This is a genomic window from Nostoc sp. CALU 1950 (assembly GCF_051172895.1).
Classification (GTDB): Bacteria; Cyanobacteriota; Cyanobacteriia; order Cyanobacteriales; family Nostocaceae; genus Nostoc; species Nostoc edaphicum_A.
Genome location: NZ_JBDNJQ010000130.1, coordinates 1 through 24864, shown reverse-complemented (window position 1 = coordinate 24864; position 24864 = coordinate 1). Strand labels below are relative to the sequence as shown.

13 protein-coding genes are annotated in these 24864 nt (G+C 43.6%); 7 read left to right on the top strand and 6 right to left on the bottom strand.

Translation table 11 applies throughout. The annotated features are described in order from the left end of the window. Positions 1-183: 183 nt before the first annotated feature. Positions 184-1680 (top strand): NADH-quinone oxidoreductase subunit M, encoded by a 1497-nt coding sequence (locus ABF638_RS27465; protein ID WP_435026057.1) that lies wholly within the window; start codon positions 184-186, stop codon positions 1678-1680. 170 nt (positions 1681-1850) lie between these two features. Continuing rightward, positions 1851-3158 carry a CO2 hydration protein gene (locus ABF638_RS27460; RefSeq protein WP_435026056.1) on the top strand — a complete coding sequence of 436 codons (1308 nt, stop codon included), beginning with the start codon at positions 1851-1853 and terminating at the stop codon, positions 3156-3158. A 236-nt stretch (positions 3159-3394) separates the two neighbouring features. Here ABF638_RS27460 and ABF638_RS27455 read toward each other — a convergent pair whose 3' ends face one another. Continuing rightward, positions 3395-9088 carry a PAS domain S-box protein gene (locus ABF638_RS27455; RefSeq protein WP_435026055.1) on the bottom strand — a complete coding sequence of 1898 codons (5694 nt, stop codon included), beginning with the start codon at positions 9086-9088 and terminating at the stop codon, positions 3395-3397. A gap of 917 nt (positions 9089-10005) precedes the next feature. On the opposite strand from ABF638_RS27455, the gene ABF638_RS27450 reads away from it, so the two are divergent. After that, on the top strand, positions 10006-10551 hold the full coding sequence (locus tag ABF638_RS27450) for an Hsp20/alpha crystallin family protein (RefSeq protein ID WP_181931545.1): 546 nt from the start codon (positions 10006-10008) through the stop codon (positions 10549-10551). 438 nt (positions 10552-10989) lie between these two features. Here the strand turns inward: ABF638_RS27450 and ABF638_RS27445 are convergent, their stop codons facing one another. Continuing rightward, positions 10990-11349 carry a Rieske (2Fe-2S) protein gene (locus ABF638_RS27445; RefSeq protein WP_069074375.1) on the bottom strand — a complete coding sequence of 120 codons (360 nt, stop codon included), beginning with the start codon at positions 11347-11349 and terminating at the stop codon, positions 10990-10992. Positions 11350-11628: 279 nt separating this feature from the next. On the opposite strand from ABF638_RS27445, the gene ABF638_RS27440 reads away from it, so the two are divergent. The 4 genes from ABF638_RS27440 to ABF638_RS27425 all read left to right on the top strand — a co-directional run bounded on the left by ABF638_RS27440 (position 11629) and on the right by ABF638_RS27425 (position 17874). Continuing rightward, a complete protein-coding gene (locus ABF638_RS27440; RefSeq protein ID WP_435026054.1) occupies positions 11629-13467 on the top strand; it encodes a vWA domain-containing protein in 1839 nt (612 codons plus the stop codon). 286 nt (positions 13468-13753) lie between these two features. Next, complete coding sequence (gene gap / locus ABF638_RS27435; protein WP_435026052.1) at positions 13754-14791, top strand: type I glyceraldehyde-3-phosphate dehydrogenase; 1038 nt, start codon at positions 13754-13756, stop codon at positions 14789-14791. A 384-nt stretch (positions 14792-15175) separates the two neighbouring features. After that, a complete protein-coding gene (gene pyk / locus ABF638_RS27430) occupies positions 15176-16606 on the top strand; it encodes a pyruvate kinase (RefSeq protein ID WP_435026051.1) in 1431 nt (476 codons plus the stop codon). 263 nt (positions 16607-16869) lie between these two features. Next, positions 16870-17874: a transaldolase gene (locus ABF638_RS27425; RefSeq protein ID WP_435026050.1), complete on the top strand. Its 1005-nt coding sequence runs from the start codon at positions 16870-16872 to the stop codon at positions 17872-17874. Positions 17875-18048: 174 nt separating this feature from the next. Here ABF638_RS27425 and ABF638_RS27420 read toward each other — a convergent pair whose 3' ends face one another. The 4 genes from ABF638_RS27420 to ABF638_RS27405 form a co-directional block, all read right to left on the bottom strand. After that, positions 18049-18423, bottom strand: coding sequence for a hypothetical protein (locus ABF638_RS27420; RefSeq protein WP_420758774.1), 375 nt, complete (start codon positions 18421-18423; stop codon positions 18049-18051). 284 nt (positions 18424-18707) lie between these two features. Further along, positions 18708-20369: an apolipoprotein N-acyltransferase gene (gene lnt / locus ABF638_RS27415; RefSeq protein ID WP_435026047.1), complete on the bottom strand. Its 1662-nt coding sequence runs from the start codon at positions 20367-20369 to the stop codon at positions 18708-18710. After that, the gene (gene gyrA, locus ABF638_RS27410; protein ID WP_435026045.1) at positions 20350-22989 is read right to left on the bottom strand and encodes a DNA topoisomerase (ATP-hydrolyzing) subunit A; all 2640 of its coding nucleotides are present in this window, start codon (positions 22987-22989) and stop codon (positions 20350-20352) included. The genes lnt and gyrA overlap by 20 nt, the downstream gene beginning before the upstream one ends. A 507-nt stretch (positions 22990-23496) precedes the next feature. After that, a partial coding sequence (locus tag ABF638_RS27405) for a M10 family metallopeptidase C-terminal domain-containing protein (protein WP_435026044.1) occupies positions 23497-24864 on the bottom strand: 1368 nt, incomplete at its 5' end.

Genomic DNA, 24864 nt, shown 5'->3' with positions numbered 1-24864 from the left:
GAGGAGAACGGCTGTTCGCCCTGCTCATCGGTAAAATTATTTTGAGAAATCACCTAAAGTCCCCCTTCAAAAGGGGGATTTAGGGGGATCTAAAATTTTTGATACCAACAATAGGACTTTTAAAACATCCTCTAAGAGTAAGTCATAAAGGACAAAAAGCAAAAGAAAAAGGACAAAATTACCATGTTAAGTGTTTTGATTTGGCTGCCAATTTTAGCTGCTATTTTCATAGCAGTATTACCTCTAAATATTCCTAATTATCGCATTCGTTTAATAGCATTACTTTTTTCGGGGATAGTTCTCTTCTGGAACCTTTTTATCCTGCTAAAATTTGATATTAGTAATCCGGGGATGCAATTTAAAGAGTATTTACCCTGGAATGAAACCCTTGGTTTGAGCTATCAATTAGGTGTTGATGGGCTTTCTATATTGATGTTGGTGTTAAATAGCCTACTCACCTGGATTGCTATTTACAGCAGTAGTAAAGAAACTGAACGTCCTCGGCTGTTCTACTCCATGATTTTATTAGTTAGTGGAGGAGTAGCAGGTGCTTTCTTAGCAGAGAATTTGCTGCTATTCTTCTTATTCTACGAACTAGAATTAATCCCCTTTTACTTGCTAATTTCCATTTGGGGAGGGGCAAAACGGGGTTATGCTGGGATGAAATTCCTGATTTATACTGCTGTTTCGGGAGCCTTAATTCTGGCAACATTCTTGGGTATGGTGTGGCTGAGTGGTTCTACCAATTTTGCTTTTGATGCAGTCTCTACAGAAAATCTGTCAACAGCAAAACAAATTCTTTTACTAGCAGGGATAGTATTAGGTTTTGGTATTAAAATTCCCTTAATTCCCTTCCATACTTGGCTACCCGATGCTTACGTTGAGGCTTCAGCACCAATTGCCATTCTTCTTGGTGGCGTGTTAGCAAAACTGGGAACCTATGGATTGCTACGATTTGGGTTGGGTATGTTTCCCCACGCTTGGAGTATTATTGCACCGACTTTGGCAATTTGGGGAGCAATCAGCGCCATCTATGGGGCAGTAATTGCGATCGCTCAAAAAGATATCAAGCGCATGGTAGCATACAGTTCCGTCGGTCACATGGGCTATATCTTGCTAGCTGGTGCTGCTAGTACTCCCTTAGCACTCGTTGGTGCAGTAGCCCAAATGTTCAGCCACGGTATCATCTTGGCGATTCTCTTCCACTTGGTGGGAGTCGTGGAAGCGAAAGTTGGTACACGCGAGTTAGATAAACTCAATGGTTTAATGAGTCCCATACGCGGTATACCCTTAATTAGCGCTTTATTAGTTTTAAGTGGAATGGCTAGCGCAGGTATTCCCGGTTTAACAGGATTCATCGCCGAATTTCTCGTCTTTCAAGGTAGTTTCTCTGCTTTTCCCATCCCAACAATTTTGTGTGTAGTAGCTAGTGGATTAACCGCAGTTTATTTTGTCATTCTCCTCAACCGCACCTGTTTTGGCAGACTGGATAACTTAGCTTACTATCCCAAAGTCCTATGGTCTGAAAAAATCCCAGCTTTAATTTTGGCAGCCTTTATCATCTTTTTAGGAGTACAACCCACTTGGTTAGTGCGTTGGAGTGAATCCACGACGACAACAATGGTGGCTGCAATTCCCTCTTTAGAAAAAACCGTAATCTCTGAAGTAGCGCTGAAATAGGAAATAAATCAAAACACTTGTAGAGACGGCGATTTATCGCGTCTCAAAACCTATCCCCCCAGACGCAATTTATCGTATCTCAAAACCTATCCGCCCATACGCAATTTATCGCATCTCAAAACCTATCCCTCAGACGCGATAAATCGCGTCTCTACAAATTTACAATTACCATGACAGCAATTAAAACAGCAATTAAATTACCTCCTTCCAAACATGAATTTTCTGAAGTAATTCACCGCTTAGAAGCAGGCGGTGCAATGTTACCCGATACCCCAGAAAATTTGATGCAAATCATCGGTTTATATAAAGCTTATGCTGTACCGATGGATTTTTACTGGCGTGACCTACTTTATATTGCCGAACGCGAATTTTTAAACCCGCTTCCCTTCTTTAAATACTTCTTACCCAAAGAGTATTTAGAATTGCATAATCATTATGCTGGCGATGATGCCGATTTGCGAATTTGGCGCGGCGAAGCTACTGCACATCCAGAACTTTTGGCATTTATTGAGAAGGGTGAAACTTTCAAAATGCCGAAGTTATTGCATCACTTGTTCCACGATCGCATTAACATGGAGTTTGCTGAAGCTTGTATGCGGGCGATGTTGTGGCACAGAGGGATGGGTGGACAATTTGACCCTTACCTAGATTCAGAAGAATACAAAGCCAACGCCGACAGAGCAATTAAAGCTTACTTCCAAGGGAACCCCGTCATGCTGGGACTTTACAAGCTGTTCCCCGATATGTTTTTGGAACAGTGTCGCCAGATGTCATACTACGCTAATCTGGGCTTATTCTGGGAAATCATGGCCCCGGTATTCTTTGAAATGTCCGACCGCTATGACGAAGGTACGATTAGCAGCGTCCCAGAGGCGATGAATTTTTTAGTTAATGGTATATTTGCGATCGCAGGTCGTCCCATTTACCATCACGTTTATATTCGTGGTGAATGCTACGAAATTGTTCCAAAATCCAAGGGTTTCATGTGGCTATATGAAGCCGCATTACCTTATGTCGAAGCTGTTTTCTACCGCACCGCACCCTTCCGCGGGACAAAATCTTATAATGCTCAAGCGCGTCAAGTACCAGAAGACCAGAAAGACTTTCACTATGGTATTCTTTACGCTGATGTATTCCCAGTGGGTACTGCTGGCATTCCCCCGACATTATTAATGCAAGATATGTTGCATTTTTTACCACCATATCTTGTTGATTACTACAGCCAACATTGCCGGGGTGAAGAAGATATGTTGATTCAGTTGGGAGTTAGTTTTCAACGTTCAATGTACTGTGTTACTTCTGCGGTAATTCAAGCCTTGCGAACTGCACTTTTATATCCTTTAGATGACCAAAATCCCAAGCATTTACAAGCCAATCGAGATTTTTTTGAGATGCAGTTAAATCGCTTTACTCGACCCGAATATAACATTCGTGATGCTGCTCGTTTGGGGAGTATTCAAAGTCAAGATTATAGATGAGAGATCCCCCCAACCCCCCTTAAAAAGGGGGGCAAAAAATTCTCAAAGTCCCCCTTTTTAAGGGGGATTTAGGGGGATCATATGTTTTTCATTGTGTATAAAGATGTGTTTACACGTAGCTTAAAAAAGAAGGTTAAGGCAAGAGACGGCGATTTATCGCGTCTTTGTGATCTAAGGCGTGTCATCAAAAAACTTTATCCGAACCGTATTGATTGCTACCCAATCTACAATTCTTACTAACTGGATAATACTCCTGAAATACTCGTCAATTCCATAATTCTCTCAAACTGAAAATCATGAGCTAAATTTTTAATAAAAGTTTGCAGTACTGCATTTTCTGAAGGTATTTGCTCAATTAATTCTAAAATCAGGTCATCACTACATTGGGCGGCGGCGGTGTACACTTCTTTCACCCATTCCGGCGACATTTCAGCGAATAGAGTCACTAAATCTGTAAAGGTCAACATTGATTCTGTTTCCTGTTGCGTTGCATCTACTATCTGATAGCTTTCTTCTTGATAAATATATTGAACTCCTAAATATTCGCTCAATTTTTCTAATAATTTTTCCTCGCGGAAAGGCTTGTTAATATAATCATCACAACCCGCTTTGATCATTACCTCTCGTTGTTCCTCAAAAGCATTAGCGGTTAAGGCGATAATAATGGTTTTGCAATTTTCGATTGAGGTTTCTTCTCTAGCTTTAATAATTCTTGTGGCTTCATAGCCATCCATAATCGGCATCCGCATATCCATTAAGATTAGCTGTGGTTGCCATGTCTGCCAAAGTGCGATCGCTTCTTGACCATTGGTCGCTTCCTGGACTGCAAAACCGATAGATGTCAGAATTTTCATTAGCACTAAACGGCTGTCTGTAGAGTCATCAACCACCAAGATGCGGTATTCGGTTTGGGCAGACGCTAAACTAATAACTTGGCGTCTAGTTTTTTTGATCTGGATTTCGCTAGCTTCGGCTAGACCAATTTGAATATCAAAAGTAAATTTACTTCCCTCGCCAATAGTGCTGGTGACGCTAATATCTCCCCCCATTAGTTCCACGTATTTGCGGCTGATTGCTAAACCTAATCCCGTTCCCTGTTGAGATTTCCTTCCGGTTTCAGTTTGCCCAAAAGCTTCAAATAGCAAGTCAATTTCTTCTGGGGCAATACCACGACCAGTATCTTCTACCTCGAAGATTAGGGATTGGGGATTAGGGATTAGGGATTGGGGATTTATTATTCTCCTTTGCTCCCCTGCTCCTCTGCCCCCCTGCTCCCCCTGCTCCCCCTGCTCCCCCTGCTCCCTGCTCTCTGCTCCCCAATTCTCCTGCCCCATGCCTACATACAGCATCACCCTTCCACTATCGGTAAATTTGATCGCATTTCCCAGGAGGTTAAGCAAGACTTGACGCAGTTTACTTTCGTCAGCTTGGATGTATTGGGGAAGGTGAGATGTATATTCAAAGGCCAATTCTAATCCTTTAGATGTGGCACGGAAGCGCAACATCTCTTTGAGATTTTCCAACAGGCGAATTAAGTCAAAACTGTTGAGATTTAATGTGATTCTGCCGGCTTCAATTTTAGACATTTCCAGAATGTCGTTAATCAAGTTGAGGAGATGTTCGCCGGCCCGATTGATGATTGTTAGATTTTGCTGATGTTCAGTAGATAAATTACGATCATGGCTCATGACTTGGGTAAAACCAAGGATGGCATTGAGTGGGGTACGCAGTTCGTGGCTCATGTTGGCGAGGAATTCACTTTTGGCGCGGTTGGCAGCATCAGCAATAATCACAGCTTCTTGCAATGCCTGTGACTGCCTTTGAGTTTGCGCTAGTAATTGTGCCTGCTGTAAAGCAACACCTAACTGATTACCAATTTGAACTACGATATTGATTTCTCCTGGTTTCCATTGGCGGGTATCGGAATTTTGATAACTCGCCAGTAATCCCCAAAGCTGAGTGCCATACAAAATGGGGACAATAATGTAGGCTTTTGCCTGAAAGCGCTCTAAGAGTTTGATATAAGCAGGATGAAACTCAGCGTTGTAAATGTCTGGGACACAGCGGAAACTTGCACCTTGGGTTGCTTGCAAATAAGGATCTTCCAGCTGGTTATCCGCGTCATCCAAAATTTTTGCTAGGCAACGGCCATCTTGTAAGACACCCTCTGTGAGATGCGGCTGATTGTTGTGTTCTTCTATTAGAGAAATCCAACCGTTACCCACCGACTCGGAGACAAATTCGCCACTCCAGTGGGGATTGAAACGATAGACAACAACCCGATCGCAGTTGAGTACTTGGCGTAATTCTTCGGTTGTAGCCGCAAATATCGTCTCTAAATCGAGTGTTTGGCGCATTCTTTGAATCACTTGGGCGATCGCTCTTTCGCGTTCTGCACTCTCACGCAGGGCTTCTTCGGCTAACTTTCTCTCGGTAATATCTGTAATTGTGCCGATGTAACCTTTAATTTTTCCATCTTCGCCAAATTCTGGTAAAGCCTGACAAATTACCCAGACGACTGCACTATCAGCACGCAAAAAACGATGCTCGTACTTATACATTTTTTTAGCGGTTCTTGCTTGATTCCATAACAACAAGAACTGTTCGCGGTCGTCTGGATGTACGGCATTTGCCCAACCTGTTCCCAGAGATTCTTCTAAACTGCATCCAGTAATCTCACTCCAGCGTTGATTAAAATATAAAGCATTGCCATCTACGTCAGCGTGAAATATACAAGCTGGTGAGGCTTCTGCTAGAAGTTGATATCGCTGCTGACCTGACTGCAAAGCTAGTTCTGCCAATTTGCGATCGTTAATGTCTGCCCAATAACCAACGCATTCTATAGGATAATTAGCTTCGTCATAAATTAACCTCATCTTTTCGTAGAACCAGTGATAAGTTCCATCAGCGTGTAACCAACGGTATTCGTAGGAAATGTATTCCTGTTCAATCAGGTAGGAAAACTTTTTCGAGATGATTTCAATATCTTGTGGGTGGACGTGATGCAGCCAAAAACTGGAATTATCGATAAATTCCTGCGCTTCGTAGCCCACCATTTCTTTAACGTTCTCACTGATAAAGGTCGTGCTAAAATCCTCTGATGTTTTGCTGCTATAAATGACTACAGGGCTAGAGGTGAGCAGATATTGTAGGCGTTCGTTAGCTAAACGCAATTCTTGTTCGACCTGTTTACGATAGCTAATTTCTACTAAAACTGTGCCGACACCAGAGGGGCGATCGTCTTCTCCAGGAATCGGAAAATAAGAAGCTAAGAAGTGACGGATAATATTTGGTTGTTGAATTGATGCGCTGCTTAATTCTTGATTGAGAATGGGTTTACCTGTCAATAAAACCTGTTGATAAATTGGTTCTACTAGTGGGGACATCTGGGGTAAGACTTCATAAATTCTCTGGCCAATATGATCTTGCTGGGGTAGTCCATTAATCTCCGCTAGCAGTTGGTTGATTTGCACAAATCGCAGTTGGTTATCTACGATGTTCATGCCAACGGGGGCACTACTAAAAAAGGCATTGAGGCGAGCTTCTCTGAGTGCTAGTTCTTGTTCTAGGGTTTTGCGCTCAATCAACCCACCCAACTGAGCAGCAACAGCACTGACTAGCAAAAGCAAACGTCGATCTACCAATACTGAGCTACGTTTAAAAAATACTAAAACAGCTAATACTTGCTTCCCAGAGACTATGGGAACACCAAAACCAGCTTTTAATCCTACTTTGGCTGCTTGTCGCGATCGCAAAAAAATTGGTTGTGTAACTTTAGAAACATCTTCTATCCATTCTGGTTCCTGGTTCTGCCAAACTCTTCCTGGTAGTCCCACTCCCAAAGGAAATTTCACGGCTTGACTTTGGCGGCAGAATTCTTCTAAGCTACTCTGCTCACCGTACCAGCCCAGACTGTGTTCTAAAACAGTTCTGTCTTCATTAGGTATCCATGCTTCACCAAAATCCCAGCCAATGGTATGACAAATTAAGCGCAATACCACCATTAAGGCGCTGTTGACATTACTACCGCGAGTGATGGCTTGGGTTGTCAACAGTAACAAACGACTTTCATTTTCTGCCTGCTTGCGTTCAGTTATATCTTTGGCGGTGCCTAGTACGTACCATTGTCCATAAATCTTGATCATTTCCGCACTCAAAAGTGTTGTCCTGATTTCTCCTGTTGAAGTGCAGACATCAATCTCATAGTTGCGGATGGCTTTTGTTTGTTGCAAGATATGGGTGAGAAAATTATATTCTTCTGGATTCACCCAAATATTCAATTCTTGATCGGTGCGATTGATCACCTGAGAACGAGAATAACCAAAAAATCGACAAAAGCTGTCGTTAACTTCGACATAGCGTTTATTGAGAACAGTAATTAAGGCAATTGGATCGGGAGATGACCGAAAAGCTGATGCTAACTTTTCTTCAGAAGCCCGTCGCGCTGCTTCTGCGCGTTGGCGTTCTTTTGCCTCCAACACCAAGGATGTTAAATTGCCCAGAGAGCGAGCGAAATTTTGATCTTCTAGTGTCCAATGATGAGTAACTCCCACTGCTTCCAGACATAAAACTCCTACAGTCTTTCCCTCCAGCCTAATGGGTGTATCGAGTATAGAGGTGATGTTTAATCTTGAGTAAGACGCAGAAAATTCTTTAGTTCTAGAATCTGTATGAGCATCATCTGCGGCGATTGGTTGGTCTTGCTGCAAAGCTGCAAAATAAGCTGGATAGTCGGCTGCTGATAAGGAAAGTCCTTCACTATGTTGATTGCGACTAGCCTCAAATAGATCAAAACACTGAATTTTCATGCCTGTTTCGTCATAGAGCCAAATACTGGTTCGTTCCACCCCAATATTCTTGACAGCCGTTTCAGTGATTTTACTCAAAGCTGCTTTCAAGTCACCCTGATAAAGCGTCTGATTTTGCGCCAATTGTGTTAGCACTAGATTATGATTGCGGAGCTTAATCGTGCTTTCTTGGAGTAATTTTTCTACACCTCGACGCTGTGTAATATTACTAGCAGTGCCTGTCATACCTATAACCAGGCCCTCTTCATTGTGTAATGCGATCGCATTAAACATCAGATAAAGTAAGGTACCATCTTTAGCTACACAGCTAGTTTCATGTTGGAAGATCGGTTTTCCCTGAAGAACGCAGTCAAAGGCTACTTTATCTTGAGCAACTTGTGTAGGTGAGATGAAATCAGTCAAGGCACGCCCGATCATTTCTTGGGGTTCGTAGCCATAAATCTGCTTCACTGCCGGGTTGACAAAGGTAATTAGTCCATCAATATCTACTGACCAAATCATATCCTGGGATGTTTCTACTAGGTGGCGATACTGACTTTCACTCTTTTTCAGGGCAGCTTCGACTAAAAGGCATTCGCTTTGATAAACTTCCCTACAAAAGGCTTTGCTAATGTTAGGGGGAATTTCTTGAAAAATATCTTCTATTTGTCTGTTACGAATATTTAACTTAGCTACAACTTCTTGACGCTTTTTAATCTCCTGTTGCAGTTGAGCATTTTGCTCTTTTAACTGTTTTTTCAGTCTTTGGATAGTGAGTTGATTTTGTACGCGTAATAAAACTTCTGTAGTTTGGAATGGTTGATTAATATAGTCAACATTCCCTAAATCAAAAATATTTATCTTTTCAGATAATTCATCTAAAATACCGAAAAAGATTATTGGAATATCTTGAGTTTTATCGTTAGCTTTCAAATGTTGACAAATGTCATAACCATCCATATCTAGCATAAGAACGTTTAGCAAAAGCAAATCAGGGAGAAAAGCAAGCGCTGTATTGATTGCCAATTGTCCCGAAATGGCACTTTGCACCTGATAACTTTGGTGCTGAAGGATGTCTGATAAAAAATGTAAATTCTCTAAGTTGCTATCAACTAATAAAATTTTGATTTTTTGAGCATCCATATCAGTTCCTAAGTTAATTTTCAATCAAGACTAATTTGTTGAATCAAACTGAACATAAAATCAGAAAGCAAAACTCTGTTACCAGATTGTAAATAAAATCATCGTTGCTTACCACCATACTTCAGCCCAAGGTGTATGGAAAAGTTGCAGATGAAGTAGAACAAGTGGTTAATACTGCCAAATCTCTGCGGCGGAAAAATCGGAATAGAAAGATACACCATATAACTTGCTGTTTCGCTGGTTTGGCATTCACTGTACTTTCTTTTCCATAAAGGACTTCCAAAAAAAATACTCAACTACTTCTTGTGGGGTGGGCGTCTCGCCCGCAGCCAAAGGTGGGTAAGCCTTAGCGAGGCTTGTATACGGCAAACTATCAGGACTTACGCAAACAATAGCCGAAAAGAATGATTTTTTGTAGGGGCCATACCCTGCGGGTTCGCTAAAAGCGTTCTCGCAAGAGTAGCCGTTTCTCTACGAGACGGCGTGTCTCTACTACCTATAGTTTTGCGTAAATCCTGGCTACGTGCAGCGTCACCGTTAAGAGAAAAATCACCTGCTCTAGCCCTTAGAATAGGCTGGAGCCTTTGAATACAAGCGAATTTAATTAACTTTACATTACGTAATTATAGTTTAATTTCTTATTGCCTACTTACCTTGATATCAACTATTCTCAAGCTTTTCACCCTTCTTTTGTTTGATACGGTAAATCCAACCTATGTCTGTACGGTTTACCCGACTGTTTTTAGATTTTGATTTTATTAAATTACTTACTAGAGAGAAGAAACAAAGTAAATAAAGCTCCTCTCTAAACAAAATAGAGGTTCGATGATTGCTTAAATATCTAAAACCTCTAAATACCTCTAAAACTTTGTTTGATTACCCAAAATTGAATTAGAAAGTTAAGGAGAGATTCAGATATGGCACTCATTCGTTGGGAACCATTCCGTGAAATGGAGATTCTGCGTCGTCAAATGGATCAACTTTTCTCTGAGCTTACAGCAGCCGAACGTGGCAACTCAGATATTTCTTCTCCATCACCGAGAACAGCATGGGTTCCTGCTGTTGAGTTATACGACAATGGTTCAGAGTGGCTATTAAGAGTTGAGATTCCAGGCGTAGAAGCTAAAGACTTGGATATTCAAGTCACTCAAGATGCAGTTTCAATTACAGGTGAGCATCGTTACGAAAAACATTCCCAATCTAACGCTAAAGTTCATTCTGAATTCCGGTATGGCAACTTCACTAGAGTAATTGCTCTACCAAGCAAAGTTCAGAATCAACAAGTTAAGGCAGACTTGAAAGATGGGATTTTAATTTTGACTTTACCCAAGCTTGAGCAAGAGCAAAGCAAGGTATTCAAAGTGAATTTAGGACAATCTCAAAGTGCTACAGCTTCTATAGAAGCCGGCAACGGTAACACACAACCTAACATTACATCACAGCAAAGTGTTCAAACTGCTTGATTCAATGGTTTCTATATCTCTGCAATAGGTAAATTTGGATATAAACCCCAGCTAAACTCATCTGCTGGGGTTTTTATCGAACAGAATTCAGGAGTCAGGAGTCAGAATTCAGCAATGTTTTCTGTACGACTGGCGGATAGCGCAGCGTAAAGCCTTCTCTACGAGAGGCTCCGCCAACGGCATGGCTTCGCTTAGAGCGAGTCTGCGAGCGTCTGAATAATCGGCGTTTTTGCACCCCCACTAAATTGAAAATTTAGTGGTCTTCAGTCAGTCGCGGGTCTGAATCCCCGACTGATAGCGCAGCGTTAGCGACGCAGGAGCGTCTTGATTCTGACCGGAGGCGGAGCATCTCCGGCTCCGCTCCTGAATTCTGACTTCTGAATTCTTCTTCAATGCTTTTTTACTCAGTATTGTTTCGGTAAATTCAGGGAGAGGGTGCTATTCCTCTTGTACATCAACCCAGATACTGCCTTCTTCCACACGAATTGGAAACACTGGTAGTGCCTTTGGTTGTGAAACCAACGACAGTACCTTACCTACACCAGGTGGCCAGGAACACCAGTCTTTTACTTCACCAGTCCGCAGGTCAAAAGCACTGTGATGGAAAGAACAAACAATTGCCCCACTTTCATTGATTTTGCCACTTTTCAGAGGCAATTTTAAGTGAGGACAGGTGTTATCTACAGCATAAAGCTGATTTTCGTGATTCAAAAGCAGAATTTTCCGGTTCCCAACTTTCACCACTTCTCGCGCACCTGGGGAAAGTGCTGCGACTGCAAGAACTTTAGTCCAACTCATTAGGTTCTCCTCTCCTAATATATCTGCTTTCAGTTTCCCGCAATAGTGACCAGTGCGATCGCCTTTTAGTACCGAAGAGTGGAGAAGGATCAAGTCAGTAGATCACAAACTTTTCCCAAAAAAACGATTACTGACGAGATATAAAAACTATAAAATCTTACATTAAATTCTATTTTGACACTGAACAAACTAATTTCTGGGTAAACTAAGTAAAGCACTTACTGTCTCGTCATCATAGGGCTTGTAGCTTATCACAGACAATTTTGAGGGATATAAAAAATGATTAAGACAAGTTACGAATTTGACCAGTCTATCCTCCCCACAGGATCTTCATTAAAGACTAATATTCTGCTACGTTTTCGTGCTGATATAGCTGAATCTCCCCGACGTCACCTTAACCTTTCTCTTGTAATTGACCGTTCCGGCTCGATGGCTGGCGCTCCCTTGCATCACGCGCTCAAAGCCGCTGAGTCTGTGGTCGATCAACTTGAGCCAAATGACATTCTCTCAGTAGTTGTTTACGACGATGAAGTGGACAGTGTTGTACCACCCCAAGCTGTGACTGACAAGGCCGCACTGAAAAATTCTATCCGCAAGGTGAGAGCAGGCGGTATTACCAATTTATCAGGGGGATGGCTCAAAGGCTGTGAACACGTAAAGACGCGACTTGATCCGCAAAAAATCAACCGTGTTCTCCTGCTTACCGATGGTCACGCCAATATGGGCATTCAAGACCCGAAGGTACTGACAGCGACATCGGGGCAAAAAGCTGAGGAGGGCATTACTACAACTACGTTAGGTTTTGCTCAGGGTTTCAATGAAGACCTGCTGATTGGGATGGCAAGAGCCGCCACGGGCAACTTCTACTTCATTCAAAGCATCGATGAAGCAACTGAAGTGTTTAGTATTGAGCTAGACAGTCTCAGAGCAGTAGTGGGACAGAATCTCAAGGTGACGCTGGAATTAGCTGATGGTGTCAGCCTTGTTGATACCTTAAGTCTTGCTAAAGTTACCCAGAATGACGCTGGTCAAGCTGTCCTCACTTTGGGAGAGCTTTACGAGGGTGAAGACAAACTTCTCGGCTTGAGTTTGGAGATATCAAGCGCTCAAATTGGTGATTTACCAGTAATGAAGTTGCATTACAGCGCCGATGTTGTGCAGAATAACCTGATTCAAAGCGTATCAGGTACAGCCGATGTCGTCGCCAAAGTTGGCACCATTGAGGAAGCTGCTTTTGCTTCTACGAGCCATATCATTCTTGAACTGAGTCGCCTCAACATCGCTAAGGCTAAAGAGACAGGACTCAATCTAGCTGAACATGGCAGACATGAGGAAGCTGAACAAATCCTGCGGGCGCTGGTGAAAGAATTGCGGGATAAAGGGTTAAATGAGAATTTTGAAATTGCTGAAGAGATCGATCAGCTTGAGTATTTTGCAGGTCGGATCGCCCAAAAAGCTCTAGGCAATGCCGGACGGAAAGAGATGCGCGATCAGACTTACCAGACGATGACGCGCAATCGTAGCGATTTGGTGGGTCGCGGTGTCACTGCTGGCGATGAAGTGTACGCGATGCCGATTGTGAATGAAGTCGGTTCAGGTGTTGAATTGTACTGCGTTCGTGAAGGCGGTAAACTGCGGGTAAAAGTCGTTTCCGAAGGCTACGATTCAACCAAGAACATCCAATTTCCCCGTGCCATTCGTGCCGAGGGGGCACGCTATGTTGTTGAGGGATTGGAACTCTCAACTGATGCCACTTTCTACCGTGTACGTGGTGATATCACCCGTTTTGCTCAACCCGGTGAAGCAGATATTTTCGTTGCCCCTAGGCGATCGCATCCAACTAACACAGGCAAAGCTTCCAAAGGTCCTGCCAGTGCCGCCGATCTCCCCACAACTGACAGTGTAGGGGACAGCATTCTAGTTCAGTGTGTCAAAGATGGCAGTAAGCTACGTGCTAGGGTAGTTTCCGACGGATATGAACCAGATTGGAACATGCGTTTTCCGCGATCGGTTCGCGAGGAAGGTATGCTTTACATCGTTGATGAAGTCAAAACCGCACCTGATGGCAAGTCTTATATTGCCTGTGGCGAAATTAAGCGATTTGTCCAACCAACTTGAATTGGGGATTGGGGATTAGGGACTAGGAACAAAAAGAATTAGAGCCTCGGTCATCCACTCTTCAAAGACTCAAACCTCCCAGTCCCCAGTCCCCAGCCCCCAGTCCCCAGTCTCCAGCCCCCAGTCCCCAGTCCCCAGTCCCCAATCCCCAATCCTTAAAATATGCCAAGTAAATATGCCTTAGCCGACTGAGACTGTCAGGATCAGAGAGTAAAGAGTAAAAGGCAATCTATTTTGACTTTTAACTTTCTCCTTTTGTTCAACTTCCACAACGGGAGGTTTAATCTTGACTAAATTGAAAGTTGGTATCAATGGCTTCGGTCGAATTGGGCGACTTGTGCTTCGCGCCGGCATCGATAACCCCAATATCGAGTTTGTGGGCATTAACGATCTAGTACCACCAGATAACCTCGCTTATCTATTAAAGTACGATTCAACCCACGGTAAATTAAAGCACAAGGTTGAAGCTAAGGAAGACGGCATCCTGATTGACGGACATTTCATTCCTTGTGTGTCAGTTAGAAATCCAGCAGAGTTACCTTGGGGAAAATCAGGTGCAGATTATGTCGTGGAAGCGACCGGACTCTTCACCGACTACGAAGGAGCTGCAAACCACCTGAAGGCAGGTGCAAAGCGAGTGGTAATTTCCGCTCCCACCAAAGATCCAGATAGAGTTACTACCCTGTTAATGGGTGTCAATCATCACCTATTTGATCCTGGCAAGGATATCATTGTCTCCAATGCTAGCTGCACTACAAACTGTTTAGCTCCCATCGCTAAGGTTATCAATGACAATTTTGGGTTGACTGAAGGGTTGATGACCACAGTTCACGCCATGACTGCCACTCAGCCAACTGTAGACGGCCCCAGCAAGAAAGACTGGCGGGGTGGTCGAGGTGCATCCCAAAATATTATTCCCTCCTCCACAGGCGCAGCAAAAGCCGTGGCACTGGTTTTACCAGAATTGAAGGGCAGATTAACTGGGATGGCATTACGAGTTCCGACTCCCGATGTCTCTGTAGTTGATTTAACTTTCAAAACTGCCAAAGCCACCAGTTACAAGGAAATCTGTGCTGCCATGAAGGAGGCTGCCGCAGGTTCACTAGCCGGTATTTTGGGTTACACAGACGAAGAAGTAGTTTCCACAGATTTTCAAGGAGATACCCATTCCAGTATCTTCGATGCAGGCGCTGGGATTGAGTTGAACTCCAACTTCTTCAAGGTAATTGCCTGGTATGACAACGAGTGGGGCTACTCAAATCGTGTGATTGACCTAATGTTGTCTATGTCACAGAAGGAAAAACTCGCACCGACAGCTGCTTGATAATTCGTAATTCGTAATTCGTAATTTAATAGGGGTTGAAACTCACGAATAATAAACAGCTTGTATGTTATTAGTCGGGGTTGAAATCCCCGTTACAAAATATAATTACGAACTACGAATTGTTTAATAGTCATTGGTGATTAACCTTTGACTTTTGGGATTTGGGTCAAATGGGAAAGAAAAGATAACAAAACGCAATCTAGTATTTTTATTTAGCAAACCGGTGATATGAAGCACATGTGATTTTTGGCTCGTAATACTAATTCTTTGAAAGAAGGCTAAAGATTTAAACCCGAAAACCTAAATAAAATCTGAAGTCTCTAAATTACGAATTACGAATTACGAATTACGAATTCACAGGTTACTCCTCAACCCCCAATCCCTATGCGTCGAACCAAAATCATTTGTACTGTTGGGCCGGCTACATCTGCACCTGAAAAGCTGCAAGCCTTGGTAAAAGCTGGAATGAATGTGGCACGGCTGAATTTTTCCCACGGGGCTTATGAATTCCATGCCCAAACGGCTCACTATCTCAGACAGATTAGTACTGAGCAGCAAAAGCCGATCGCAATTATGCAAGACTTATGTGGCCCCAAGATTCGTTTGGGAACTTTACCACCGGAAGGTTTAAATTTAGAAGCCGGTACTGAAGTCACCTTTGTTTTGCAAGAAAAGGGCGAGAGTATTGACGAACTACCCCTACCTTTGCCGACTTTGTTCGCAATGGTGCGACCAGGTGAACCAATTTTAATTAATGATGGTCGCGTCAAATTGATTGTTACCGATCGCGATGCCGATCGCATTCGCGCCCAAGTAAAAATTGGCGGGCTAATTTCCACGCACAAAGGAGTGAACCTACCGCAAACTCCTTTACCTGTTAGTTCGATCACCGAAAAAGACTTGCTGGATCTCCGCTTTGGGATTCAGTTGGGTGTAGACTGGGTAGCGGTGTCCTTCGTGCGATCGCCACAAGACTTAGAACCCGCTAGACGAATGATTGAAGCTGCTGGTGCTTCCATTCGCCTAATTGCCAAAATCGAAAGAGCAGAGGCAGTAGAGAATTTTGACTCTATTCTGAAGGTTGCGGACGCGATTATGATTGCCCGTGGCGATTTAGGGGTAGAAGTGCCAATTCACGAGGTACCCTTAATTCAAAAAGATATTATTCGCCGTTGCAATCGTGCTGGCAAGCCGGTGATTACAGCCACCCAAATGCTAGAGTCGATGATTAGCGCCCCTGACCCCACCCGCGCCGAAGCAACCGATGTTGCCAACTCCATCTTAGATGGTACGGATGCGGTAATGCTTTCTGGTGAAACCGCTGTCGGACAATATCCCATCGCCGCCGTCCAGATGATGCACAACATCGCCGTGCGGACAGAACAGGCTCTAGATGAGGGTAGCAAACATGCTTGGTGTCATGAAGCAGGCAGTCTCAGCGTTACCGAATCTGTGGCAGAATCCGTCTGTCGCATCGCTTATGAAACAGGTTCACGGGCAATTCTCTGTAACACTTCATCAGGGAATACGGCGAGAATGGTGTCTAAATACCGGCCTACTTCTCCCATTATTGCCCTCACCTCCGACATCACCGCTTATCGCCAACTAGCGCTTTCTTGGGGTGTGGAAGCTTTGCTGATTCCACCAGTCCACAATGCCGAAGAGATGTTTACCAATGTGGTGAACACCGTTGTAGACATGGGTTTAGCGAATAAGGGCGATAAAGTAGTAATTACCTCTGGTGTTCCAATTGGTAAATCGGGCACAACTAGTTTAATCAAAGTGCATTCCATTGGACAGCCAATTTCCGCATAAGGCACTTAGAATAAGGCTGTGGCTCAAGATAGTAAGCAAAATTGGGCAATGATTAAGAAAAATTGCCAGAATCAGAATTGAAGGAACAGTAAACTGGGGACTGGTGATTGGGGACTAGGGACTAGGGAGACAAGGAAATAAATAACTCTTGTACAGACGCGATTAATCGCATCTCTACTCCTAACTCAGCACTCAGCACTCAGCACTCACTTGGTAAGAACTGGGGAATAAGTAAATCCTAAACAAACATCACGGAGTCTTTTATGTCTAAGAATTTACTGGAACAATTGCGAGAAGTGACTGTTGTGGTCGCAGATACAGGGGATATCCAGGCAATTGAAAAGTTCAAACCCCAAGATGCCACCACCAATCCTTCTCTGATTACTGCTGCGGCGCAAATGCCAGAATATCAGGGAATTGTCGATCAAACTTTACTTCAGGCAAAGAAAGATGCTGGAGCCGAAGCCACCCAAGCACAGATAGTTTCTTTGGCTTTTGACCGTTTAGCAGTTGCCTTTGGATTAAAGATTTTGCAAATCATTCCCGGTCGCGTGTCTACGGAAGTGGATGCTCGCTTGTCCTACGATACCGAAGCTACCCTGACTAAAGCACGGGACTTAATTGCCCAGTATAAAGCTGCCGGAATTGGCCGCGATCGCGTTTTAATTAAAATTGCCACCACCTGGGAAGGCATTCGCGCTGCGGAAATTCTCGAAAAAGAAGGTATTCACTGTAACCTTACATTGTTGTTTGGTCTTCACCAAGCGATCGCCTGTGCAGAAGCCGGCGTCACCCTAATTTCTCCCTTCGTTGGTCGGATTCTCGACTGGTACAAAAAAGATACCGGACGCGATAGCTACCCAGCAGCCGAAGATCCAGGAGTTTTGTCAGTCACCAAAATCTACAACTACTACAAGAAATTCGGCTACAAAACCGAAGTTATGGGAGCTAGCTTCCGTAACCTTGGTGAAATTACTGAACTTGCCGGTAGTGATTTGCTGACCATTTCACCATCACTTTTAGCTGAATTGCAGTCAACTGTTGCAGAACTGCCACGTAAACTTGACCCCGCCAAGGCAGCAAGCTTGGAAATCGAAAAGATATCCATTGACAAAGCTAGCTATGACAAAATGCACGCTGCTGACCGCATGGCAACCGACAAACTAGATGAGGGCATCAAAGGTTTTACCAAGGCACTAGAAGACCTTGAAAAACTTTTGGCAGACCGACTAGTTCGCCTTGAAGGAGAGGTAGTAGCAAGCCATTAAAAGATAATAATAGTTAGTGGTTAGTGGTTAAACCACTAACCACTAGTTCGTTACATCAGCCGCAATATTGCTCGGATTTTGCATTTTTAACTAAGAATTTGGTTTGGGGAAAAGGTTAAAGGTTTTTTCTTTCCCTTTTTCCCAAAACCTGACAATAATTGACATCATCTGTCGTTAATAACGACGGCGAATATTTTCGTATCGTCCGTAAGGCTGCCGTCGTTGGATAATCTGCCGTTGTCTTAACTGCTGCCGTCGGATACTTGGGTATCGTCTTAAGGACTGTCGGCGTCGGATACTTGGGTATCGTCTTAAGGACTGCCGGCGTCGGATAATCTGCCGTCGTCGGATCATTCTGTATCTTCCTGGCCGCCGTTGAGCAATTAAAAGCTCTCCAGTTTTATCTCCAACTAGGTTAGCTTCTGGTGCAGCGCTCTGTTCATTGCGAGCATTATCTAAAGAAATATCTTTTGCTTCAGCTAATGAGGGCGGATACACAAAGGCACATAGCAATAGCGCTATTGAGGATAACTTCCTGAAACCTTTCATGTTTTTGCTTCTACTAGACTTTCGGTAATAACTTTATTAAAACACCTTAAAGTCAGCAAATTATCGCTTATATAGTTTTTTTTAACTTAATTTGGTATGAAATATTGTATTTAAATTTCAGCCTTATGGATAATTGTAAATTGGATCAAGGTGTGTATAAATAGTCATAATACTGAAACTTTTTCCTGAAATCTCTAATGTAAGAGAAAGAAAAACAATACACCAGCAATATTAATTACACTTTAATTAACAGTAAATCCAATTTTGGATGAAATACCTGATTGCTAATTACTCAATTTCTTTGTATTGCTAAATTTAATTACCAGCCAAGCTCCTCCAGAGGATATCAACAACAACGGTGTTAACCAATCACCCCAACGCACATATAAAGTTTGTGTTTGTCGCCGATAAATTGTTTCGGCATGAGTTTCGTAAGTATTATATCCAGATATCCACAAAGTTCTACCGTGAGGATCTACAAAGGCTGAATATCCGGTATTAGTTGCCCGTGCTGACCATCGATCAGTTTCAATTGCCCGCATGATATCCTGTGCATGGTGCTGGAATGGCATGGATGCACTGTAATGGGCATCGTTAGAAGAACTGAGGATAAATTGCCCACCCGCCGCAGCTTGATAGCGAAATTGCTCAGGAAAAGCAGATTCGTAACATATACTAGCGATCGCACGACCAAATGGAGTGTCAAATATCTGATTTGCTGAACCAGGAACTTGGTGTGCCTCCAAAGGTGACAAACGCTGAACTAGTCCGCCTAAAATTTCTTCAAAAGGAATATATTCTCCCAATGGTACTAGTTTGGCTTTATCGTAGCGGCTGACAATTTCACCCTTACCGTTGAAACTAAACAAGCTAATTGTATAACTGTCTCCCCGTTCGCCAAAAGCCCCAATCCAAGCAACTACACCTTTTTTCTTCACTGCTGCGACTAAAGCAGTTTCCATCAAGTTGCGCTGGAAAATAGGTAAGGCTCCTTCAGGGGTGAGGACTGCATCTACACCTTGGTCTGCTAAAGTTAGATATCCATTGGTGTAGTTTTCTTGGGCGCGACGAAACCCTTCGGAACTTCGTAAAAGTCGGTTTGGGATATTACCTTGAATAATCCCCACTTTCAAGGCTGCTTCTGGGACTTGGGCGATGGGACGGCTATATAAGATAAAACCAATGAGGTGTAAGGTAATTAATAGTCCTGTGGCGACAACTAAGTATTTATTAACGAACCGCCTTCGCATAGCGTCTCGTAGAGAAGACGCAGATGATATCTTGGTATCTTGGCGGTTTATATACGCTTCAGCAATTAAACCATTAACAGCAACTATTGCTGCTGTCACAGTATTAGGCCCAGAGAGTTGTCCCAGATGTACAATTACGAGATTATGCGGACTTTGGGTGTAAGCAAGGGAACTCCACCACAGAGGCCCGGCACTCCATAGACTTTCTAAGCCGCACCAGACGGCTGTACCAATCAGTACACGTAGCCACGGTTTTTGTCCGGCTAGGCGAACCATTACAGCCGCCCAGATAGTAACAAATACGCCTCCCAAGAGGCTGAGAAATCCCCAACAAAAAAGAGTAATTGCCAAACTCGGCAACCAAGGAACACCCAACCATGTCATTGGATGAATTCCGGTAATCCAAGATAGGGCGACACCGTGATAACCGATACCCCAGAGGAGGGCAGGGGGGGCAGGGGGAGATGGGGGAGCAGGGGGGGATTGGTTTTGGTTTTTGGCTGAAGTGACAATTAGCACCCATAAGGGAACTAGGGCAATCCAAGCCAAGAACCATGCGCCTACTGGGGCGACGGTTAGCCCCATTGAAATCCCACTGGCTAAGGCAATTAAGTAAGGGAGTAAGGCGGTTAATTTCTCCCCCTGCCTCCCCTGCTTCCCCTGCTCCCCCTGCTTTTTATTCTGCTTCTTCTGCATCGACAGCATCAGGTGGAACTATTGCCACTCCGGTAATGGCGTCATCTTCATCTAAACGCTGCACTCTGACTCCAGTTGCCGATCGCGATTGGATCGAAATCGCATTTACCGCTTGACGGATGATAATACCGCGATTTGTCACCATCATGATTTCATCATCATCGTTGTTCACAATGCGTAGGGTTGCTAGCTTGTCCTTGGTTTTGCGGTTTTTGAACTTGGTTGCCATTAAACCCTGTCCAGCACGATTTTGCAGGCGGAATTGGGCAACGGGTACGCGCTTACCATATCCTCCCATTGTAATTACCAACACCCAAGGGCCAACTACGCCACTGCTAGGCACTTCTGCGGACTCTTCATTAATTTCGGTAATTTCGATATCTTCTGCTTCGATTGTTTCGATTGCTTCGACTGCTTCGACTGCTTCGACTGTTTCGATATCTTCAATTTCGGCTTCTGCAACATCCAAAGTTTCAAGAATTGCTGCGGGGAGAATATCCATACCCACCAGTTCATCTTTATTCTTGAGTTTCATGGCTTTCACGCCACGAGTCGCCCTACTTAAAGGACGCAGTTGTTCGTGGTTGCACCGGAAGTTAATCGCCATCCCGTTACGAGAACCAATGATTACGCTATCCTCTACTCTGGCGCGTCGCACCCAGCGCAGTTGATCGCCTTCTTCTAAGGAAATGGCAATCAAACCATTGGCGCGAATATGACTAAAGGCTGCCAATTCGGTTTTCTTGATATTGCCGCCCTTGGTGAGCATGACCAGATATTCTTCGTTGCTAAACTCGTCAACGGGTACAATCGAGGTGATTTTTTCCTCTTTGGGAATCGGTAGCATTTGGACGATTGGTGTCCCGCGACTGGTACGCGAACTCGCTGGAATTTGATAAGCTCTCAGGCAATAAACGACACCACGCTCACTAAAGAATAAAATACTGTCGTGATCGCAGCAAGTCAAGAAATGCTCAATGGTGTCATCATCTTTCACCTTGGCTGCGGCTTTACCTCTGGTAGCACGGCTTTGGGCTTCAAAGGTGTTGACTGGCATCCGTTTGATGTAGCCTTGCTCTGTAACCAAAATGATCGCTTTTTCATTGGCAATTAGATCGCGATCGTCTAAATCCCCTTCCCCTGGTAAAATTATCGTGCGGCGGGGTGTAGCGAAGCTGGTTTTCAGTTGCCCGACTTCAGTTTCAATGATTTCCAGCACTCTTTCCCGGCGTGCCAAAATATCTTGCAAGTCGGTAATCTTCGCTTGCAATTCATCGTGTTCCAGACGAATTTTGTCTGCTTCTAAAGCAGTCAACCGCCGTAATTGCATCTGCAAAATCGCATCTGCTTGCACTTCTGAGAGTCCGTAAGTTGTGATTAATTCGCCTTTGGCTGTGGGCGCATCGGGCGCATGGCGAATCAAAACAATAATCGGATCTAACTGAGATAGGGCAATTAATAACCCTTGCAAGAGATGGTCGCGTTCCTCAGCTTTCCGTAGTTCGTAGCGGGTGCGTCTGGCAATGGATTCGATGCGGAAATCCAAGAAGACGGTTAAGAACTGCTTGAGGGTGAGGACTTGGGGTTCGCTATTCACCAACGCCAGCATATTTGCGCCGAAGTTGGCTTGCAGTGGCGTTTGCTTGTAGAGGTTGTTCAGCACGACGCGGGGATAAGCATCACGCTTGAGTTCGATGACAACTCGCATCCCGTCGCGATCGCTTTCATCCCGGATATCTGCGATGCCCTCTAAACGCTTCTCGTTCACCATTTCGGCGATTTTTTCAATTAGCGCCGCTTTATTGGTTTGATAGGGCAATTCGGTAATGATAATTGCTTCTCTATCTGGGCGTCCCCGTTGTTCAACGGTTTCAATGTTAGCGACACCACGCATGGTAATGGAACCACGCCCGGTAGTATAAGCTTCACGAATGGCAGATGTCCCCAAAATTTGCGCCCCAGTCGGAAAGTCTGGGCCGTGGACATACTGCATTAATTCGAGATCGGTGATTTCTGGATTGTGGATTACAGCCACCAAAGCATCAATTAATTCGCCCAAGTTGTGCGGCGGAATGTTGGTTGCCATGCCCACGGCAATCCCAGAGGAACCGTTGAGCAACAATTGGGGAATCCGTGCTGGTAAAACTGTGGGTTCTTGCTGGGAACCGTCGAAGTTATCGGCAAAGTCTACGGTTTCATACTCAATGTCGTGGAGTAGACCAGCGCTAGTTAAAGCTTGTAAGCGGCATTCTGTGTACCGCATTGCGGCTGGCGGATCGTTGTCTACCGAACCAAAGTTACCATGTCCGTTAACTAGGGGCGATCGCATGGAAAAATCCTGTGCCATCCGCACCAAGGCATCATACACTGCCGTGTCGCCGTGGGGGTGATATTTACCCAGCACTTCCCCGACCACACGGGCGCATTTCTTAAAGGGGCGATCGTGAAGTAGACCTAGCTCGTGCATTGCGTAGAGAATGCGACGATGCACAGGTTTTAGACCATCCCTGGCATCTGGCAACGCCCGACCCACTATCACGCTCATGGCGTATTCCAGATAAGACTGCGACATTTCGGTTCGCAAGTCTATCGGGATAATCCTCTCCTGTGAGGTTGTCATAACCTAAAAATCTCCAAAAATCGTAGATTTTAGCTTTTTTACTCAACAAAGCGCAAAATTATTCTAAATTGCTCTTGAATAATTGCTATATTTTGATACAATCTTAGCATATATTGCTTTTTTTTGCCTGGGTAGCTGACTCAGCTATCTAGCAAATAAATAGTATCAGAAATTACAATTAAAAAGTTATTGATTAGTTAACGAGAGCAGCGAACTGAAAGCTTGCTTAATGCAAATTTACCTAATTTTAAAGATGACAGGGTAAATTTAAGATAACAATGAAAATTGGCTTTATAAGCTTTTGATTTTATAACCGTAATTTACTAAAAATTATGGAGTTAGTGAATTCAGCTATAAAAATTATTTTGTGTGATTTAAAAACCTTTGTAGAGACATTGCATAGCAACATCTCTACACCAATATTCATACATCTAATCAGCAACGCCTAAAGTACCTTTATTGAGCAAATAAGGGATTAAGATGTAGAACATCTTAATCCCTAAAAAGCTAGGCAATCAGAGTGAAATTGCTACTACTCAAAGTAATATTAGGATTTCCAAAACGAGCAAACTCAAACACTGTTCCTGTACCCAAAACATTGCCATCCTGGTTATAGAATAACTTGTCACTACCTAGACTAAAGACAATACGCGCATTACTAGCGTTGACTAATTGATCATTACTGACAACTGCAAAGTCAGTTAAAGCCTGTCCCACAGTATTAGTAACAGCATTGAAAGTGGTTTTACTCAGCACAATCTGGTCTTGTCCCACTTCAAAGTCGGTGATGTTATCAATACCTAAACTTGTGTTAAATACACCATTGCTTTGGAAAAGATATTTATCATTACCAACTCCACCTGTAAGAATATCATTACCATTGCCTCCTTGAAGGGTATCATTTCCTGCTAACCCTTGGAGTTGATCATTTCCATCACCACCAATCAGAGTGTTATTCAGTGTATTACCAGTGAGGCTGTCATTACCTGTGCCACCTGTTGCATTTTCGATAACATTGTTGGCAGAAAGAATGAGCTTGAGATTGCTATTAATTGTTTGCGAGGTAGTTAAACCTAGATTTACGTTGACGGCAACTGTAGTACCGCCAAAGTTAATAGTGTCAGTACCACCTATTGTGGTTTCTATAATTGTGTCGGTTCCCAAGGCAGCATTAGCTAGGAAAGAATAGGTATCGTTTCCTGCTAACCCTTGGAGTTGGTCATTTCCGCCATTGCCAATTAGAGTGTTATTCAGTGTATTACCAGTGAGGCTGTCATTACCTGCGCCACCTGTTGCATTTTCGATCACGTTATTGGCAGAGAGAATGAGCTTGAGATTGCTATTAATTGTTTGCGAGGTAGTTAAACCTAGATTTACGTTGACGGCAACTGTAGTACCGCCAAAGTTAATAGTGTCAGTACCACCTGTTGTGGTTTCTGTAATTATGTCGGTTCCCAATGCACTATTAGCTACAAAAGAATAGATATCATTCCCCGTCAACCCTTGGAGTTGGTCATTTCCGCCATTGCCAATCAGAGTGTTATTGAGTGTATTACCAGTGAGACTGTCATTACCTGTGCCACCCGTTGCATTTTCGATAACATTGTTGGCAGAGAGAATGAGCTTGAGATTGCTATTAACCGTTTGCGAGGTAGTTACACCTAAATTTACGTTGACGGCAACTGTAGTACCGCCAAAGTTAATAGTGTCAGTACCACCTGTTGTGGTTTCTATAATTGTGTCGGTTCCCAAGGCAGAATTAGCTAGGAAAGAATAGGTATCATTCCCCACACCACCATACAAGCTATCATTTCCAGCATCACCGGATAATCTATCATCTCCTTGTTCCCCAAACAAACTGTCATTACCACCAGC